Raw genomic sequence first — 17,891 nt, 5'->3', positions numbered from 1 at the left:
TAATCTTGGTGCATGACCTGAGCCCCCCAATACCCATTGGGGGGCTCAGGCATTTCCACAACAAAATCACCGGCGATATTCGGCGCCCCTTTTTTCACGCGATTATGTCGGGTCCGGAGGCGCCCAGTATCCTTTTGCGGGGAAGGCGGGTAGAAAGGCACACGTGGTCGGAGACAGACAAGGCGGTGGCGAACGCCGCCCGCGGCGTGCTTCGGGCGACCGCGCATCCAGCGGCGGCAGCCGGCATCAGCGGGCGCGCGACCAGCGTCCGCGGGATCAGCGCTCCACACCGCCACGGACGTCGGGCCCGGGGCGGGCCCGCCCGGCGCAGCCCGAGGTCACCGCCGAACAGTCGGGCGACGGCGCGCCGCGACTCGGCGCCGACATCGAGGCCAGACAGTTGGCGCCCGAGGTGCGCCGCGAACTGGTGACTCTGGACAAGACGACCGCCGATTATGTGGCCCGGCATCTCGTCGCGGCGGGCAATCTGCTCGACGAGGATCCGGAAACGGCCCTGGCGCATGCCCGGGCCGCCCGCAACCGGGCCGGGCGGATCGCCGGCGTGCGCGAAGCCGTCGGCATCGCGGCCTACTACTGCGGGGACTGGGCGCAGGCGCTGGCCGAATTGCGTGCGGCCCGGCGAATGGGCAGCAAGTCGGCACTGTTGGCGATGATCGCCGACTGCGAGCGCGGCGTCGGTCGCCCGGAACGGGCCGTCGAGCTGGCCCGTAGCCCCGAGGCCGCGGCCCTGACCGGTGACGATGCCGACGAGCTACGGATCGTCGCGGCCGGTGCCCGCTCGGATCTGGGCCAGCACGAGCAGGCGCTGTCGATCCTGTCCTCACCTCCGCTGGACCCCACCAGGACCGGCCAGACCGCGGCGCGGCTGAGCTACGCCTACGCCGATACGCTGCTGGCGCTGGGGCGTGGTGAGGATGCGTTGCAGTGGTTTCTCAAGGCGGCCGCCGCGGACGTCGACGGCGTCACGGATGCCGAGGACCGGGTCACGGAGCTCTCCTGAGATGACCACACTTGCGCAGCAGCATGATTGCCTGCTGCTCGATCTCGACGGCACGGTGTTCCGCGGCCATGAGGCGACGCCGGGCGCCGTGCAGAGCCTGGCCGAGGTGACCGCCCGCCGGCTCTACGTCACCAACAACGCGTCCCGCGCACCGGGTGAGGTCGCCGAGCATCTGCGGGAACTGGGATTTCAGGCAGCCTCCGGCGACGTCGTCACCAGCGCTCAGAGTGCGGCGCGGCTGCTGGCCACCAAACTGCCGCAGGGCGCGACCGTGCTTGTCGTGGGCACCGATGCGTTGGCCGCAGAGGTCACCGCCGTCGGGCTGAGGCCGGTGCGCCAGGTCGCCGAGCACCCCGCCGCGGTGGTGCAGGGGCATTCACCGCAGACCGGATGGCCCGAGCTCGCCGAGGCGGCGTTGGCGATCCGGGCCGGCGCCCTGTGGGTCGCGGCGAATGTGGATGTCACGCTGCCGTCGGAGCGTGGGCTGTTGCCCGGTAACGGTTCGATGGTAGCGGCACTGCGGGCGGCGACCGAGCGGGAGCCGGTGGTGGCGGGCAAACCCGAGCCGACACTGATGAACGACGCGCTGGGCCGCGGCTCCTTCTCGCGTCCCCTCGTTGTCGGTGACCGCCTGGATACCGACATCGCGGGTGCCAACGCGGCCGGGCTGCCGAGCCTGATGGTGCTCACCGGGGTCAGCACCGCCGCCGACGCCCTGAACGCCGTCGCTTCGGAGCGGGCCGATTACATCGCGGCCGATCTGCGCGACCTGCACGTCGACGCCGAGGGTCTTCGGGTGGCCCCGCACCCGGCGTGGCGCGTCGAGATCGCGTCCGCTCCCGGATCCGGCCACACCGTCACGGTGCACGCGACCGGAACCGACGTCACCGATCCGCTCGCGGTGCTGCGGGCGACCGCGCACGCGGTGTGGGCCGCGGACCTGGATCACCGCGGGTTCGCGGTACACGCCGGCGACGATGCGGCGCGCGACGCGCTGCGCCGGTGGTCGTTGCTGACCAGCCCGGTCGGCTAGCGTTGACACCGCTATGACCACCGATCCTGATCAACTCCGGGCGCAGGTCGCCGAGGTGCTGTCCGGCCTGCCCGATATCTCCGCGGGCGGGCTGGGACCCGATACCCGGCTCGACGTCGCCGATATCGATCTGCTGGCCGCCCGGCTGGAGCAGGCACACGAGATCCTGGTGAACGCGCTGGAGTCGGTCGACCGGGGCCAGCAGGGCGGGCCGGCCCCTGGGGCCGGAGGCTGATCGCCGGTGGCGCGGCGGGCACGTATCGATGCCGAACTGGTGCGCCGTGGTCTGGCCCGGTCGCGTCAGCAGGCCGCCGAGCTGATCGGGGCGGGCCGGGTCCGGATCGACGGCATGCCTGCGGCCAAACCCGCCACCGCCATCGGCGTCGACGCGAACATCACCGTCACCCGTGGCGATGAACGCAGCTGGGTGTCGCGCGGTGCGCACAAGCTGATCGGCGCCCTCGACGCGTTCGAGGTGGCCGTCGCGGGCCGCCAGTGTCTGGATGCCGGGGCGTCCACCGGCGGATTCACCGAGGTGCTGCTGGACCGGGGTGCGGCCGAGGTGGTCGCGGTCGATGTCGGATACGGCCAGCTGGCCTGGTCCTTGCGATCCGATGACCGGGTCACGGTGCTGGAGCGGACCAATGTCCGCGAGCTGACCGCGGACGCGATCGGCGGGCCGGTGCAGTTGGTGGTCGCCGATCTGTCCTTCATCTCGCTGGGCACGGTGCTGCCCGCGCTGACCGCATGCGCGGTCGCCGACGCCGATATCGTTCCCATGGTGAAACCACAGTTCGAGGTGGGTAAGGACCGCGTGGGTGCCGGCGGCGTGGTGTCCGATCCCGAGTTGCGCGTCGACGCCGTGTGCACGGTCGCCCGCAAGGCGGCCGAACTGCAATGGCATGCTGTGGATGTGACGGCGAGCCCGCTTCCCGGGCCATCGGGCAATGTCGAGTACTTCCTGCATCTGCGCGCCGAGACGGGTTCGCCGCTACACGGCGACTCCCTCGAGCAGGCGGTGCGCCGGGCGGTCGAGGAGGGACCGCGATGACGAGTGAACGCATGATCCTGCTGGTGGTGCACACCGGGCGGGACGAGGCGACCGAGGTCGCCCGCCGCGTCGAGAAAGTGCTCGGCGACAACGATATTGCGCTGCGCGTGCTGTCGGCCGAGGCCGTCGACCGCGGGCCGCTGCATCTGGCACCCGACGATATGCGGGCCCTCGGTGTCGAGATCGAGGTCGTCGACGCCGACGAGCGCGCCGCCGAGGGCTGCGAACTGGTACTGGTGCTCGGCGGGGACGGAACCTTCCTGCGCGCCGCCGAACTGGCCCGCAATGTGGAGATCCCGGTGCTGGGCGTGAACCTGGGCCGCATCGGCTTCCTTGCCGAGGCCGAGGCCGAGGCCATCGACCGGGTCCTGGAGCACGTGATCAGCCGCGACTACCTCATCGAGGAGCGGATGACGCTCGACGTGGTCGTGCGGGTCGGCGCCGAGGTGGTGAACCGGGGCTGGGCACTCAACGAGGCCAGCCTGGAGAAGGGACCACGCCTGGGCGTCCTGGGCGTGGTCGTCGAGATCGACGGGCGTCCGGTGTCGGCATTCGGCTGCGACGGCGTGCTGGTGTCCACCCCGACCGGATCGACCGCCTACGCCTTCTCGGCGGGCGGGCCGGTGCTATGGCCGGACCTGGAGGCGATCCTGGTGGTACCCAACAACGCTCATGCCCTGTTCGCCCGGCCGATGGTCACGAGTCCGGCGGCCTCGATCGCCATCGAGATCGAGGCCGACGGCAACGACGCGCTGGTGTTCTGCGACGGTCGCCGCGACATGGTGCTGCCCGCCGGCGGCCGGCTCGAGGTGACCCGCTGCGCCACCCCGCTCAAGTGGGTGCGGATCGACAGCGCGCCGTTCACCGACCGCCTGGTGCGCAAGTTCCGGTTGCCGGTCACCGGGTGGCGGGGGCAGTAACCGCACGTGTTGTCCGAGATCCGTATCGAATCGCTCGGCGCGATCAGCGCCGCCACCGCGGAGTTCGACCGTGGGCTGACCGTGCTGACCGGTGAGACGGGCACCGGAAAGACCATGGTGGTCACCGGGCTGCACCTGCTCGGCGGGGCCCGCGCCGACTCCACCCGGGTGCGTTCGGGTGCCGACCGTGCGGTGGTCGAAGGCCGGTTCAGCACAACCGAATTGGGTACCGACGTGACCGGCCGGGTCGAGGAGCTGCTGGATTCCTCCGGTGCCGAGCGCGACGACGACGGCACGGTCATCGCGGCCCGCTCGGTGAGCCGGGCCGGGCCGTCGCGCGCCTACCTCGGCGGCCGCAGCGTGCCGGCCAAGTCGCTGAGCAGCTTCACCGCCGAGGTGCTCACCCTGCACGGCCAGAACGACCAGCTGCGGTTGATGCGACCCGACGAGCAGCGTGCCGCGCTCGACCGGTACGCCGACGTGGTCAAACCGCTGAGCCGGTACCGGCGGATCCGTGAGGACTGGCTCACCGCGCGCCGCGACCTCGCCGACCGACGGCAACGGGCCCGCGAACTGGCGCAGGAGGCCGACCGCCTGAGTTTCGGCATCAACGAGATCGACGCCGTGGCACCGCAACCCGGCGAGGACGAGGCGATCGTCACCGACATCCGGCAATTGTCCGAACTCGACGCCCTGCGGGAGGCCGCGCAGACCGCCCGGGTGTCGTTGTCGGGCGCACTCGACGATCCGTCACCCGATACCACCTCCGCGGCCGACGGCGTCGGCCAGGCCAAGGCCGCACTGGAAGCCACCGATGACACCTCGTTGCGGTCGCTGGGTGAGCGGCTGGCCGAGGCGGTCGCGGTGATCAGCGATGTCACCGCCGAACTCGGTCACTTTCTGGCCGAATTGCCCAGCGATGCCAGCACTCTGGAATCCAAGCTGACCCGGCAGGCCGAGCTGCGGACCCTGACCCGCAAGTACGCCGCCGATATCGACGGGGTGCTGGCCTGGTCCCGCGACGCGGCCGACCGGCTGGCCCAGCTCGATGTGTCCGAGGAGACCCTGGCCGAGCTGGAACGCCGGGTCGGCGAACTCGAAACCCAGGTGGCCGGTGCCGCGGGCGAACTCAGCAAGGCCAGGGGGCGGGCCGCCAAGGGACTGGCCAAGGCGGTGACCGCCGAGCTGGCCGGGCTGGCGATGACCAACGCGATCTTCACCATCACGGTGGGGCCGCTGACCGCCCGCGCCGACGATTCGGCACCGTTGACCATGCCCGACGGGGCGGTGCTGCACGCCGGGCACGACGGTGTCGACGCCGTCGAGTTCGGCTTCACCGCGCACCGCGGCGCCGACGTGCTTCCGCTGACCAAGAGCGCGTCGGGCGGTGAGCTGTCCCGGGTGATGCTGGCGCTGGAAGTGGTGCTGTCGGCCTCCGACGAGGGCACCACGATGGTGTTCGACGAGGTCGACGCCGGGGTCGGTGGCCGGGCGGCGGTGCAGATCGGCCGCAGGTTGGCCCGGCTGGCCCGGACCCATCAGGTCATCGTGGTCACCCACCTGCCCCAGGTCGCCGCCTACGCCGACGCGCACCTCGTGGTCGACAGCGGCAACGGCCGCGGCAAATCCAGTGGGGTGCGCAGGCTGCAGGATGAGGACCGGGTCGCCGAACTGGCCCGGATGTTGGCCGGTTTGGGCGAGTCCGACAGTGGGCGGGCGCACGCCAGGGAGTTGCTGGACGCCGCGCAGCAGGAGCGCACCGCGACGTAGCGGTCAGCCGGGGTTGGCCGGTGACAGCTCGGCGTCGCCCCAGCGCCATGGGCTCACCCCGGTCAGCTCGACGAGTTCGGTCAGGGTGAACTCGATCGAGCACTGGGCGCCGGGCCTGCCGGCCCCGTCGTCCCACAGGATCTGCGCGGTGCCGGTGAGCTGGATCGTGGACCCGGTCCGCCAGTCCGGGATCAGCAGCCCGCAGCGCGGATTGGCGGCGATGTTGCCCAACGTCATGAACATCGAATTGCCCCGGTAGTCGGGCCAGCGCAGCTGCGTCGGCGAGAGCACCTCGAGAAAGCCCGGATTGCCGCCCCGGTGGGACGCATCGGCGTTGCCGTCGGGGTCGGCCGAACCGACGAAGAAGGTGTCGGTGGCCGCGATGACCCGCCGGTGCCGCTCGTCCATGGCCTCCGCGCGACGGGCCCTCGGGGTTTCGACCGCGGTCCGCGCCCCCTCGATGTGTCGCCGGGAGATGTACTTCGGGCAGTTCGAGTACACCTGCTCGGTGTGAATGCGCAGACCGCCGTCGACCGGTTCGGTGGTGCCGTTGACCCGCATCCGGCGCCGGGTCTGGGGCTGTACCGCGACGGCCCCGACCTGGCTCGGGCCCAGCAGAATCTCGGCCAGCGGATCACCGGGTGCGGGGTGCCCGTCGATGGTGATGGTGCGGGCATCGTCGGCGTGGACGAAGCCGGGCGGACCGGCGATCATGCCGGCCCACACGCGGTGCGCCCGGTCGGCGGCCGCGAGCACGATGAACGGTTGCCCGGTGAGAAATGCCGCGGCCGCGGCCGGGATCTCCGGGCGGATCATGCGGCCGAGCCGGGCCGCGGCATCGGCCTGGCCGAGGCGGTTCTGCACCACCAGTTCGCCCGGGTGATATCCCACGTTCATGGCCGTCGGCTCAGAAGAAACCGCAGGTCGGCGCGGATCCGTTGGGCGCGGGAGCGCTGTCGGCGCCGCTCGGTGCGTACACCTCGAGGCGGATGCCGTCGGGGTCGGTGAAGAAGATGCCGCCCGATGCGGCGCCTTCGCCGTGAGCGACGACACCGTCGTAGGCGAACGGCACCCCCTGCGCCTTCAGCTCCGTTTCGACCGCCCGGACCTGATCGACGCTCTCGACTTCGAAGGACAGATGGTGCAGTCCGGGCGTCCGCGCGGAGAATGTCCCATCGCTCTGCTGCCAGAGGGTCAGTCGCAGGGTGCCGCCGGAACCCAGGAACGCGTACCGCCGGTCGCCCTCGGCGTTGATCGTGAGCGGCTCAAAACCCAGAGCGCGCCGGTAGAAGTCGATCGACCGGTCCAGGTCGGTGACATTGAGGCCGACGTGGCCGGTGGCCAGTCCGGTGCTGGTCGGTGTGGTCATGGGCTCCTCCTGGGCGTATAACTGGCATTGCAGTAATAGCAGGTTAGATCGGCTGGCACTCCGCGTCAACCGGTGAAATGGTTTTAGGCGGTTAGTTTCCGAGGGTGCGGCCGATGGGCGAGGGAGGCGGTTAATGTCGGGTATGCGCGATCCGCGTCCGCACGTCGGCGAACCGCTCGCGCTGGACCTGTTGAACACGCGGTGGATGTCTGCCGAAGGTCCGCAGGATCTGCTGCGTGACGTGGACGGGCTGCGCTGTTGGCTCGGGAGTAACGGCCTGGTCGACCGGTGCGACACCGACGAGCGGGCGCTCCGGGCGCTGATCGCCGCCAGGGATGCGATCCGGCGGGTGGTCGAGGGGGTGTCGACGGCCGAGCTGAACGAGATCCTCGACCGCGGCCGGATCCGGCGCAGGCTCGGGCCGTCTGGGCCCGAGGATGTGCCCGACGTCGCGGACCCGGAGTGGCTGGCCGGCTGGCTGGCGGCCGACAACCTGCTCGGCCTGCTCGGCGGGGATGCCGACCGGATCAAACAGTGCGCACACCCGCAGTGTGTGCTGTGGTTCTACGACACGTCCAAGAACGGTGCGCGGCGCTGGCATTCGATGGCCATCTGCGGTAACCGGGCAAAGGCCGCGCGTCATTACGCCGCCAAACGGGACTGAACTATCACATCGGCGCGGTCGAGTCGCTGTTACGTATGTGACTGATGACCACTTGTGATGCTGGTGTTACGGCGCGCCTCCGTGGTCTGACGGGCGATTCCCGACAGAATCGCCACATGAAGATGTCAGCGCTGCTAACCCGCAATGCCACCTCACGCCCGGGTGTCACCGGCACTGCCCGCGTGGACCGCGACATCGATCGACTCCTGCGCCGCGTCGGCCCCGGTGACATCGTCGTACTCGACGCCCAGGACCTCGACCGCATCACCGCGGACGCTCTGGTCGAGGCAAACGTCGCCGGGGTGGTCAACGCATCGCCGTCGATCTCGGGGCGCTACCCGAACCTGGGACCCGAGGTGCTCGTCGCCAACGGCGTCATGCTCATCGACGAGGCCGGCGCCGACGTGTTCAAGAAGGTCAAGGACGGCGCGCGGGTTCGCCTGCACAACGGTGGCGTCTACGCCGGCGACCGCCGGATCGCGCTGGGCACCGAGCGCAACGACCACGAGATCCACGAGCTCATGCACGAGGCCAAGAGCGGCCTGGTGGCTCATCTCGAGGCGTTCGCGGGCAACACCATCGAATTCATCCGCAGCGAGAGCCCGCTGCTGATCGACGGTATCGGCATCCCCAATATCGACGTCGACCTGCACCGCAGGCATGTGGTGATCGTCGCCGAGGAAGCCACCGCCGCCCAGGACCTCAAGGGGCTCAAACCGTTCATCAAGGAGTACCAGCCGGTCCTGGTCGGCGTCGGCGCCGGCGCCGACGTGCTGCGCAAGGCGGGGTACCGGCCCGCGCTCATCGTCGGCGACCCCGACAAGATGAGTGTCGAGGTGCTGCGCTGCGGCGCACAGGTGGTGCTGCCCGCCGACGCCGACGGGCATGCCGCCGGACTCGAACGCATCCAGGATCTCGGCGTCGGGGCGATGACTTTCCCGGCCGCCGGTTCGGCGGCCGACCTCGCGCTGCTGCTCTGCGACCACCACGGTGCATCGCTGATCGTGACCGCCGGTCACACCGCCAACATCGAGGAGTTCTTCGACCGGTCCCGCCAGGCCAGCCTGCCGTCGACCTTCCTGACCCGGCTGCGGGTGGGCGAGAAACTCGTCGACGCCAAGGCCGTCGCGACGCTGTACCGCAGCCGGGTGTCCGGCGGTGCGATCGCACTGCTGGTGCTGGCCATGCTGGTGGCCGTCATCGTCGCGCTGTGGGTCTCGCGTACCGACGTCGCGGTGCTCGACTGGGTCGCCGAGTACTGGAACCGCTTGACGCTGTGGGTGCAGGGCCTCATCAGCTGATTGGACGGGTGAGCAGTGATAACGCTACGCGCACACGCAATCTCGCTGGCCGCGGTGTTCCTCGCGCTGGCCGTCGGGGTGGCGCTGGGATCGGGACTGCTGTCCAACACGGTGCTGTCCGGGCTGCGTGACGACAAGAAGGACATGCAGGAACAGATCGGCACGCTCACCGAGGAGAAGAATTCACTCAATGAAAGGCTCAACGCGGCAGGCGAATTCGATGCGCAGCTGGCGCCGCGCATGGTCCGCGACACGTTGAAGGACAAATCGGTGGTGGTGTTCCGCACCCCCGACGCGGCCGACGGCGACGTCGACGCGATGGCGCGCTACATCGGTCAGGCCGGCGGAACCGTCACCGGGACGCTGTCGCTGACCGACGAGTTCGTGCAGGCCAACTCGGCCGACAAACTGCTGTCGGTGGTGAACTCGCCGATCGTGCCCGCGGGCCGCCAACTCAATACCGCGGCCGTGGACCAGGGGTCGCAGTCCGGCGATCTGCTGGGCATCACGCTGCTGATCGACAAGAACCCCGCCGCCGCACCGGTGGACGACACCCAGCGGGCCACGGTGCTCTCCGCGCTGCGCGACACCGGGTTCGTCACCTATGACGACCAACACATCGGTGCGGCCAACACCGCGCTGATCGTGACCGGCGGCGGTCTCGGCGAGGACGCCGGCAACCGCGGTGCGACCGTGGCCAGATTCGCCGCCGGGCTCGCACCGCACGGTTCCGGTACCGTGCTCGTCGGCCGCGACGGGGCCGCTTCCGGAACCGGCCCGGTCGCCGTGACCAGGTCGGATGCCGCCCTGGCCGGTGCGGTGAGCACCGTCGACGACGCCGACTCCGGGGCCGGGCAGATCACCGCGGTGCTGGCCCTCGGCGAGCTCGCGGGCGGTGGGCGGCCCGCGCAGTACGGCACCGGGCGGGGCGCCACCTCGGTCACCGTTCCGCAATAGTCCGCAGCCCGCGGCGCGCCCGCCACGGCTTGTCGGCGTCGGTGTTAAGGTGAGATTCCGTGGGTCGGCAGGCCACAGCCAGTTTCGGCGATTCCCTGCCCGTCGTCACGGAGGATGCTTTTGCCCGCGTTACGCAAGCACCCGCACACCGCCACCAAACACCTGTTCGTCACCGGTGGAGTGGTGTCGTCACTGGGGAAGGGTCTGACCGCGTCGAGCCTCGGCCAGCTGCTCACCGCGCGGGGCTTGCAGGTGACGATGCAGAAGCTCGATCCGTATCTGAACGTCGACCCGGGCACGATGAACCCGTTCCAGCACGGTGAGGTCTTCGTCACCGAGGACGGCGCCGAGACCGACCTCGACGTCGGGCATTACGAACGCTTCCTGGACCGCAACCTGTCCGGTTCGGCCAATGTGACGACCGGTCAGGTGTACTCGGCGGTGATCGCCAAGGAACGCCGCGGCGAGTACCTCGGCGACACCGTCCAGGTGATCCCGCACATCACCGACGAGATCAAGAACCGCATCCTGGCCATGGCCGAGGCCGACGCGGCCGGGCACCGCCCCGATGTGGTGATCACCGAAATCGGCGGCACCGTGGGCGATATCGAATCGCTGCCGTTCCTGGAGGCGGCACGGCAGGTGCGTCACGAGGTGGGCCGCGACAACTGCTTCTTCCTGCACGTGTCGCTGGTGCCCTACCTCGCCCCGTCGGGTGAGCTCAAGACCAAACCGACCCAGCATTCGGTGGCCGCGCTGCGCAGCATCGGTATCACTCCCGACGCGCTGATCCTGCGCTGCGACCGCGACGTACCCGAACCGCTCAAGAACAAGATCGCGCTGATGTGCGACGTCGACGTCGACGGCGTGATCTCCACCCCGGACGCGCCGTCGATCTATGACATCCCCAAGGTGCTGCACCGCGAGGAACTCGACGCCTACGTGGTCCGCAGGCTCAACCTGCCGTTCCGCGATGTCGACTGGACCGAATGGGACGATCTGCTGCGGCGCGTGCACGAACCGCATGAGACCGTGCGGATTGCTCTGGTGGGCAAGTACATCGACCTCTCCGACGCCTACCTGTCGGTGGCCGAGGCGCTGCGGGCGGGCGGGTTCAAACACCGCGCCAAGGTGGAGATGCGGTGGGTGGCCTCCGACGACTGCGAGACCGAGGCCGGCGCGGCCGCCGCGCTCGCCGACGTGGACGGGGTGCTGATCCCCGGTGGGTTCGGTATCCGCGGCATCGAGGGCAAGCTGGGGGCGATCTCCTACGCGCGCAAACGCAACCTGCCGGTGCTCGGATTGTGTCTGGGCCTGCAGTGCATCGTCATCGACGCGGCGCGGTCGGTCGGGATCGCCGGGGCCAACTCGGCCGAGTTCGACCCGGGCACCCCGGACCCGGTGATCTCGACCATGGCCGATCAGCGCGAGGTCGTGGCCGGCGAGGCCGACCTGGGCGGCACCATGCGACTGGGCGCCTACCCGGCCGTGCTGACCCCGGGTTCGATTGTGGCGCAGGCATATCAGGCGAACGAGGTGTCCGAGCGGCACCGCCACCGCTATGAGGTGAACAACGCCTACCGGGACCGGATCGCCGAGAGTGGGCTGCGCTTCTCCGGCACCTCGCCGGACGGGAATCTGGTGGAGTTCGTCGAGTACGCCCCCGAGGTGCATCCCTTCCTGGTCGGCACCCAGGCCCATCCCGAGCTGAAGAGCCGCCCGACCCGCCCGCACCCGCTGTTCGCGGCGTTCATCGGCGCCGCGCTGAGCTACAAGGCCGAGGAACGACTGCCGGGGATGGACCTGCCCGAACAGTTCTCCAACGGCGTCGAGCATCCGGCCGACGAGGCCCGGGAGAAGTCCGAAGTCCGTGGCTGAACACGACTTCGAGACGCTGTCCAGCGAAACACTCTACGTCGGCAACATTTTCGCGTTGCGCGCGGACGAGGTCAGCATGCCGGGGGGCCGGTCGGCCCGGCGCGAGGTCGTCGAACACTACGGTGCGGTGGCCGTGGTCGCCCTCGACGAGGACGGCAATGTGGTGCTGGTGTACCAGTACCGGCATCCGCTGGGGCGCAGGCTGCTGGAACTGCCCGCCGGGCTGCTGGATCTCGCAGGCGAACCACCGCACATCACCGCGGCCCGTGAACTCGAGGAGGAGGTCGGCCTGGCCGCCGAGAAGTGGCGGGTGCTCGTCGACCTCGACTCGGCTCCTGGCTTCTCCGACGAGAGCGTGCGGATCTTCCTGGCCACCGGCCTGACCGAGGTCGAGCGGCCCACCGCACACGACGAGGAAGCCGATATGACGACGCGGCGGATGCCCCTGGCCGAGGCGGTGTCGCGGGTGTTCTCCGGCGAGATCGTGAATTCGATTGCGGTGGCGGGGATCCTGGCGGCCCACACGATGCCCGCCGTGGAGTCGTTGCGCCCGGTCGATGCCGAGTGGACGGACCGGCCCGCGACATTCCGGCGGCGCAAGGGCCTATGACCACGTCGTCCTCTCCGGTGCGCGCGGCCCTCGACGATCAGCTCCAGGGCTATCTCGATCATCTGACGATCGAGCGGGGAGTGGCGGCCAACACCCTGAGTTCCTACCGACGTGATCTGCGCCGCTACGCCGAGCATCTGACCCAGCGGGGGATCGGCGACCTGGCCGAGGTCACCGAGGCCGATGTGAGCGATTTCCTGGTGGCGCTGCGCCGCGGCGACCCCGAGGCCGGAGTCAGCGCGCTGTCGGCGGTGTCGGCGGCGAGGGCCGTGGTCGCGGTCCGTGGCCTGCACCGGTTCGCCACCGCCGAGGGATACACCGACCTCGACGTCGCTCGTGCCGTCAAACCGCCCACCCCGAGCCGCAGGCTGCCCAAGAGCCTCACCCTCGACGAGGTGCTCGCACTCCTGGAGGCGGCCGGCGGGGACAGCGAGGCCGACGGGCCACTGACCCTGCGCAACCGGGCCCTGCTGGAACTGCTGTACTCCACCGGCGCCCGGATCTCGGAGGCGGTAGGCCTCGACATCGACGACATCGACACCCAGGCCCGCTCGGTGCTGCTGCACGGCAAGGGCGGTAAGCAACGGCTCGTGCCGATCGGCCGTCCCGCGGTCGGCGCGCTCGACGCCTACCTGGTGCGGGGCAGGCCGGACCTGGCCCGCCGGGGCCGCGGGACGCCGGCCATCTTCCTCAACGCCCGCGGCGGACGGCTGTCGCGGCAGAGCGCGTGGCAGGTGCTGCAGGATGCGGCCGAACGGGCCGGGATCACCGCCGCGGTGTCCCCGCACACGCTGCGGCATTCCTTCGCCACCCACCTGCTCGACGGCGGGGCCGACGTCCGCGTCGTACAGGAACTGCTCGGTCACGCGTCGGTGACCACCACCCAGATCTACACCATGGTCACCGTGCACACCCTGCGCGAGGTGTGGGCCGGGGCGCATCCACGGGCCAGGTAGCCGTGAACCGGTGAGCACCGCCCGCCGTTGGGACCGGTTGTGAACCAACCCCCAGTCGCCATCGTCGGTGCGGGTGCCGCCGGGATCTCGGTCGCGCTCAGCCTCCAGGATCGCGGTGTCCGCTCCCTGCTGATCGACCGTGCGGAACAGGTCGCCTCGTCCTGGCGCGACCGGTATGACCGGCTCAAGCTCAACACCGGCAGGCAGTTCTCCCACCTGCCCGGCCGCCCCTACCCGGCGGGCACGCCGCTGTTTCCCGCCCGCGACGAGGTCGTCGCCCACCTCGAGCAGGGGGTCTACGAGTCCGGTATCGAGCCGAGGCTGGGCACCCGCGTCGAACGCCTGGACCGCGATGGTGTCCGCTGGCGGCTGACCACCACGAGCGGGGAGGTCGTCACCCGCATCGTGGTCATCGCCACCGGTTACGAGCACACCCCGAAGCTTCCCGACTGGCCCGGCCGCTTCGACGGCGAGCTGATCCATTCCTCGGCCTACCGCAACCCGAAACCGTTCGCGGACAAGCGGATTCTGGTGGTCGGGTCGGGGTCCTCGGGGCTGGAGATCGCCCATGACCTGGCGACCGGCGGCGCCGCCAGGGTGTGGCTGGCGATCCGCACCCCGCCCAACATCATGCCGCGCCCGCACGAGGGCGCGTTCAGCCGGGCGCACCGTCTGGATGTCGCGCCGACCATCGTCGACCCCGAGGTCATCGATTCGATCCGGCGCGGATCGGTCGAAGTGGTCGCCGGCGTCGTGGGCTTCGACGGCGCCGCGGTGGCACTGGCGGGCGGGGCCGTCGTCGAACCCGATGCGGTCATCTGCGCGACCGGGTACCGGCGCGGCCTGGAGCCGCTGGTCGGCCACCTCGGCGTGCTCGACGCCGCAGGCGTGCCGGTGGCGCGCGGTGCGACCCCCGCGACCGGCGGGCTCTACTTCCACGGTCTGGTGAGCCGCCCGGCACTGATCGGCCATGTGGGCCGCGCCGCACGCCCTCTGGCCAGAAGAATCGCCGCCGAACTACTGGTCGCCAGACCCATGCCCTCACCTTAGGACGGCCGATTGCCCGCGGGTCTGCCCGATCTGGCCGCACCGCGACGTTAAACTTGGCCGGATGTTCGCCACGTGTACGGAGATGCCTGACCAGCGGTGGTCGCGCGGATGACTGACGGTGAACACGACGCACCAGAGGCCGACGCGGGCGCCGAGCTGGGCCTGACCGGCCGGCCGCCGCGGCACATCCCCGAACCGCAACCCCGACCCACGCACGGGCCGGCCAAGGTGATCGCGATGTGCAACCAGAAGGGCGGGGTGGGCAAGACCACCTCGACCATCAACCTGGGGGCCAGCCTCGCCGAACGCGGCCGCCGGGTGTTGCTGGTCGACCTCGATCCGCAGGGCGCACTGTCGGCCGGTCTCGGCGTGCCGCATTACGAACTCGAGCACACCGTCCACAACCTGCTGGTCGAACCGCGGGTGTCGATCGACGACGTGCTGATCAAGACCCGGGTCAGCGGGATGGACCTGGTCCCCAGCAACATCGACCTCTCGGCCGCCGAGATCCAGCTGGTCAACGAGGTGGGCCGGGAGCAGTCCCTGGCCAGGGCGCTCTATCCGGTGCTGGACCGCTACGACTATGTGCTCATCGACTGCCAGCCGTCGCTGGGACTGCTCACCGTCAACGGGCTGGCCTGCGCCGACGGCGTGATCATCCCCACCGAGTGCGAGTACTTCTCGCTGCGCGGGCTGGCGCTGCTGACCGACACCGTCGACAAGGTGCACGACCGGCTCAACCCGCGGCTGAAGATCAGCGGCATCCTGATCACCCGCTACGACTCGCGCACGGTGAATTCGCGGGAGGTGATGGCCCGGGTGGTGGAACGGTTCGGCGACCTCGTTTTCGACACCGTCATCACCCGCACCGTCCGGTTCCCCGAGACCAGCGTCGCCGGCGAACCGATCACCACCTGGGCGCCGAGATCGGGGGGTGCCTTCGCCTACCGGACGCTGGCTGCCGAAGTCATCCACCGGTTCGGCGTGTGAACGACGTCGCCGACACCGGATCCACCGAGGCTCCCGCGCCGCCCGACGATGCCTCCGAGGGTGCCCAGCAGAACCGGTTCCAGGTTCGGCTGACGAATTTCGAAGGCCCGTTCGACCTGCTGCTGCAGCTGATCTTCGCGCACCGGCTCGACGTCACCGAGGTGGCGCTGCACCAGGTGACCGACGACTTCATCGCCTACACCAAGGAGATCGGGGCCCGGCTCGAACTCGACGAGACCACGGCGTTCCTGGTGATCGCGGCCACCCTGCTCGACCTGAAGGCGGCGCGTCTGCTGCCCGCCGGCGAGGTGCACGACGAGGACGATCTGGCCCTGCTCGAGGTCCGCGACCTGCTGTTCGCGCGGCTGCTGCAGTACCGCGCGTACAAACATGTCGCCGAGATGTTCGCCGAACTCGAGGCCGCCGCGCTGCGCAGCTACCCGCGCGCGGTGTCGCTGGAGGACCGGTACTCCGACCTGCTGCCCGAGGTGATGCTGGGGGTGGACGCTGAGAGGTTCGCCACCATCGCGGCGGCCGCGTTCACCCCGCGCCCGGTGCCGACCGTGGGCACCGATCACCTGCACACCTCGCGGGTATCGGTGCCCGAGCAGGCCGAGCGGCTGCTGGGCCTGCTCCAACAGCGCGGCGTCGGCCAGTGGGCGACATTCACCGAACTGGTGGCCGACTGTGACAGCGGGATCGAGATCGTCGGGCGCTTCCTGGCGCTGCTCGAGCTGTTCCGGTCCAGGGCGGTAGCATTCGACCAATCAGAACCGCTTGGTGTGCTCCAGGTTTCGTGGACCGGGGATCGGCCGACCAGCGAACACCTGGCCACCGCCGATGCGGAAGAATAGCGAGACTAGATGACTACCGGTGACGAGACTCCGGCCGATGTCGACCTGGACACCGGCCTGGACCTGGATATCGCGACCGTTCCCGAGCTCGACGACGACGAACTCGGTGCGGTGCTGGAGGCGCTGCTGCTGGTGGTCGACACCCCGGTGACGGTGGACCAGCTGGCCTCCGCGACCGAACAGCCCGCCTACCGGATCGCCGCCAAGCTGCGGGTGATGGCCGATGCTCTGGCCGAGCGGGGCAGCGGGATCGACCTGCGTGAGGCGGGCGGGGGCTGGCGGATGTACACCAGGGCCCGGTTCGCGCCCTACGTCGAGCGGCTGCTGCTGGACGGGGCGCGGTCCAAGCTGACCAGGGCCGCCCTGGAGACCCTCGCGGTGATCGCCTACCGACAGCCGGTGACCCGGGCCCGGGTGAGCGCGGTGCGCGGCGTGAACGTCGACGGCGTCATGCGTACGCTGCTGGCCCGTGGACTGATCACCGAAGCGGGCACCGATCCGGATTCGGGGTCGACCTCGTTCGCGACCACCGAGCTGTTCCTGGAACGGCTGGGTTTGTCGTCGCTGGCCGACCTGCCAGACATCGCCCCGCTGCTGCCCGATGTCGACGTGATCGACGATCTCAGCGAATCACTCGGTGACGAGCCGCGTTTCGCCAAGCTGAACGGTGCGTCGGCGGTGGCCGACCAGCCGTCGGGCTTCGACGTGGACAAGGACTGATATGAGCGACGAAGGTGTGCGGCTGCAGAAGGTGCTGTCGCAGGCGGGAATTGCGTCCCGGCGGGTGGCCGAACGGATGATCACCGACGGCCGGGTGGTGGTCGACGGCCGGGTGGTCACCGAGCTCGGGACCCGGGTCGATCCGGCGGTCGCCGAGATCCGGGTGGACGGTTCGAGAGTGATCCTGGACGAGGATCTGGTCTATCTGGCGATCAACAAGCCCCGCGGCATGCATTCGACGATGTCCGACGACCGGGGCAGGCCCTGTGTGGGGGATCTGGTCGAGCACCGGGTCCGCGGCAACAAGAAGCTGTTCCACGTGGGCCGGCTGGACGCCGACACCGAAGGGCTGCTGTTGTTGACCAACGACGGTGAGCTGGCCCACCGCCTGATGCACCCGTCCTACGAGGTGCGCAAGACCTACGTGGCGACGGTGCTCGGGACGGTGCCGCGCGGGCTGGGCAAGAAGCTGCGGGCCGGGGTCGAACTCGACGACGGCCCAGCCCATGTCGACGATTTCGCGGTGGTCGACACGGTGCCCGGCAAGACCCTGGTGAAGGTCACCCTGCACGAGGGCCGGAAACGGATCGTGCGGCGGCTCCTGGCCGCGGTGGACTTCCCGGTGCAGGAACTGGTGCGCACCGATATCGGCTCGGTGTCGCTTGGCGAGCAGCGGCCGGGCAGCATCCGGGCGCTGAGCCGCAAGGAGATCGGCGAGTTGTATCAGGCGGTGGGGTTGTGAGTGGA

At 69.9% G+C, this 17,891-nt stretch carries 19 protein-coding genes; 17 read left to right on the top strand and 2 right to left on the bottom strand.

Features of this window, described 5'->3' with window-relative positions; all coding sequences use genetic code 11:
• Positions 1-163: 163 nt before the first annotated feature.
• From ACWDTP_RS16905 to recN, 6 genes are read left to right on the top strand one after another with little or no spacing between them, the layout of a single operon-like run.
• A complete protein-coding gene (locus ACWDTP_RS16905) occupies positions 164-1,021 on the top strand; it encodes a tetratricopeptide repeat protein (protein WP_450021676.1) in 858 nt (285 codons plus the stop codon).
• A 1-nt stretch (position 1,022) separates the two neighbouring features.
• On the top strand, positions 1,023-2,054 hold the full coding sequence (locus ACWDTP_RS16900; protein WP_450021674.1) for an HAD-IIA family hydrolase: 1,032 nt from the start codon (positions 1,023-1,025) through the stop codon (positions 2,052-2,054).
• 13 nt (positions 2,055-2,067) lie between these two features.
• Positions 2,068-2,289: a hypothetical protein gene (locus ACWDTP_RS16895; RefSeq protein ID WP_450021672.1), complete on the top strand. Its 222-nt coding sequence runs from the start codon at positions 2,068-2,070 to the stop codon at positions 2,287-2,289.
• A gap of 6 nt (positions 2,290-2,295) precedes the next feature.
• Positions 2,296-3,105: a TlyA family RNA methyltransferase gene (locus tag ACWDTP_RS16890; RefSeq protein ID WP_450021670.1), complete on the top strand. Its 810-nt coding sequence runs from the start codon at positions 2,296-2,298 to the stop codon at positions 3,103-3,105.
• Entirely contained in the window at positions 3,102-4,025 is a 924-nt protein-coding gene (locus ACWDTP_RS16885; protein ID WP_450021668.1) for an NAD kinase, read from the top strand. Before ACWDTP_RS16890 ends, ACWDTP_RS16885 begins: the two co-directional genes overlap by 4 nt.
• 6 nt (positions 4,026-4,031) lie before the next feature.
• Entirely contained in the window at positions 4,032-5,795 is a 1,764-nt protein-coding gene (gene recN / locus ACWDTP_RS16880) for a DNA repair protein RecN (protein ID WP_450021666.1), read from the top strand.
• A gap of 3 nt (positions 5,796-5,798) precedes the next feature.
• Here the strand turns inward: recN and ACWDTP_RS16875 are convergent, their stop codons facing one another.
• The gene (locus ACWDTP_RS16875) at positions 5,799-6,686 is read right to left on the bottom strand and encodes a pyridoxamine 5'-phosphate oxidase family protein (RefSeq protein WP_450021685.1); all 888 of its coding nucleotides are present in this window, start codon (positions 6,684-6,686) and stop codon (positions 5,799-5,801) included.
• 16 nt (positions 6,687-6,702) lie between these two features.
• Positions 6,703-7,164, bottom strand: a complete 462-nt coding sequence (locus ACWDTP_RS16870; RefSeq protein ID WP_450021664.1) for a VOC family protein — start codon at positions 7,162-7,164, stop codon at positions 6,703-6,705.
• Between the two features lie 142 nt (positions 7,165-7,306).
• Between ACWDTP_RS16870 and ACWDTP_RS16865 the strand changes: the two genes are divergently transcribed.
• The 11 genes from ACWDTP_RS16865 to ACWDTP_RS16815 all read left to right on the top strand — a co-directional run bounded on the left by ACWDTP_RS16865 (position 7,307) and on the right by ACWDTP_RS16815 (position 17,886).
• On the top strand, positions 7,307-7,828 hold the full coding sequence (locus ACWDTP_RS16865) for a CGNR zinc finger domain-containing protein (protein ID WP_450021683.1): 522 nt from the start codon (positions 7,307-7,309) through the stop codon (positions 7,826-7,828).
• Positions 7,829-7,944: 116 nt separating this feature from the next.
• Positions 7,945-9,129: a putative cytokinetic ring protein SteA gene (gene steA / locus ACWDTP_RS16860; RefSeq protein WP_450021662.1), complete on the top strand. Its 1,185-nt coding sequence runs from the start codon at positions 7,945-7,947 to the stop codon at positions 9,127-9,129.
• A gap of 15 nt (positions 9,130-9,144) precedes the next feature.
• Complete coding sequence (locus ACWDTP_RS16855; protein WP_450021660.1) at positions 9,145-10,086, top strand: copper transporter; 942 nt, start codon at positions 9,145-9,147, stop codon at positions 10,084-10,086.
• Positions 10,087-10,200: 114 nt separating this feature from the next.
• Positions 10,201-11,964: a CTP synthase gene (locus tag ACWDTP_RS16850; protein WP_450021658.1), complete on the top strand. Its 1,764-nt coding sequence runs from the start codon at positions 10,201-10,203 to the stop codon at positions 11,962-11,964.
• A complete protein-coding gene (locus ACWDTP_RS16845) occupies positions 11,957-12,574 on the top strand; it encodes an NUDIX domain-containing protein (protein WP_450021656.1) in 618 nt (205 codons plus the stop codon). The genes ACWDTP_RS16850 and ACWDTP_RS16845 overlap by 8 nt, the downstream gene beginning before the upstream one ends.
• The gene (xerD, locus tag ACWDTP_RS16840; protein WP_450021654.1) at positions 12,571-13,530 is read left to right on the top strand and encodes a site-specific tyrosine recombinase XerD; all 960 of its coding nucleotides are present in this window, start codon (positions 12,571-12,573) and stop codon (positions 13,528-13,530) included. Before ACWDTP_RS16845 ends, xerD begins: the two co-directional genes overlap by 4 nt.
• 39 nt (positions 13,531-13,569) lie before the next feature.
• Positions 13,570-14,580 (top strand): flavin-containing monooxygenase, encoded by a 1,011-nt coding sequence (locus tag ACWDTP_RS16835; RefSeq protein ID WP_450021652.1) that lies wholly within the window; start codon positions 13,570-13,572, stop codon positions 14,578-14,580.
• A gap of 108 nt (positions 14,581-14,688) precedes the next feature.
• Positions 14,689-15,570, top strand: a complete 882-nt coding sequence (locus ACWDTP_RS16830; protein ID WP_450021650.1) for a ParA family protein — start codon at positions 14,689-14,691, stop codon at positions 15,568-15,570.
• An 89-nt stretch (positions 15,571-15,659) separates the two neighbouring features.
• Entirely contained in the window at positions 15,660-16,424 is a 765-nt protein-coding gene (locus ACWDTP_RS16825; RefSeq protein ID WP_450021681.1) for a segregation/condensation protein A, read from the top strand.
• A gap of 9 nt (positions 16,425-16,433) precedes the next feature.
• Positions 16,434-17,144, top strand: a complete 711-nt coding sequence (scpB, locus tag ACWDTP_RS16820; protein ID WP_450021648.1) for an SMC-Scp complex subunit ScpB — start codon at positions 16,434-16,436, stop codon at positions 17,142-17,144.
• A gap of 1 nt (position 17,145) precedes the next feature.
• A complete protein-coding gene (locus ACWDTP_RS16815; protein WP_450021646.1) occupies positions 17,146-17,886 on the top strand; it encodes a pseudouridine synthase in 741 nt (246 codons plus the stop codon).
• Positions 17,887-17,891: the final 5 nt, after the last annotated feature.

This window comes from Mycobacterium sp. NPDC003449 (assembly GCF_053588415.1).
Note: the sequence above shows the minus strand (reverse complement) of the source record. Positions and strands in the feature narration are given on the sequence as shown.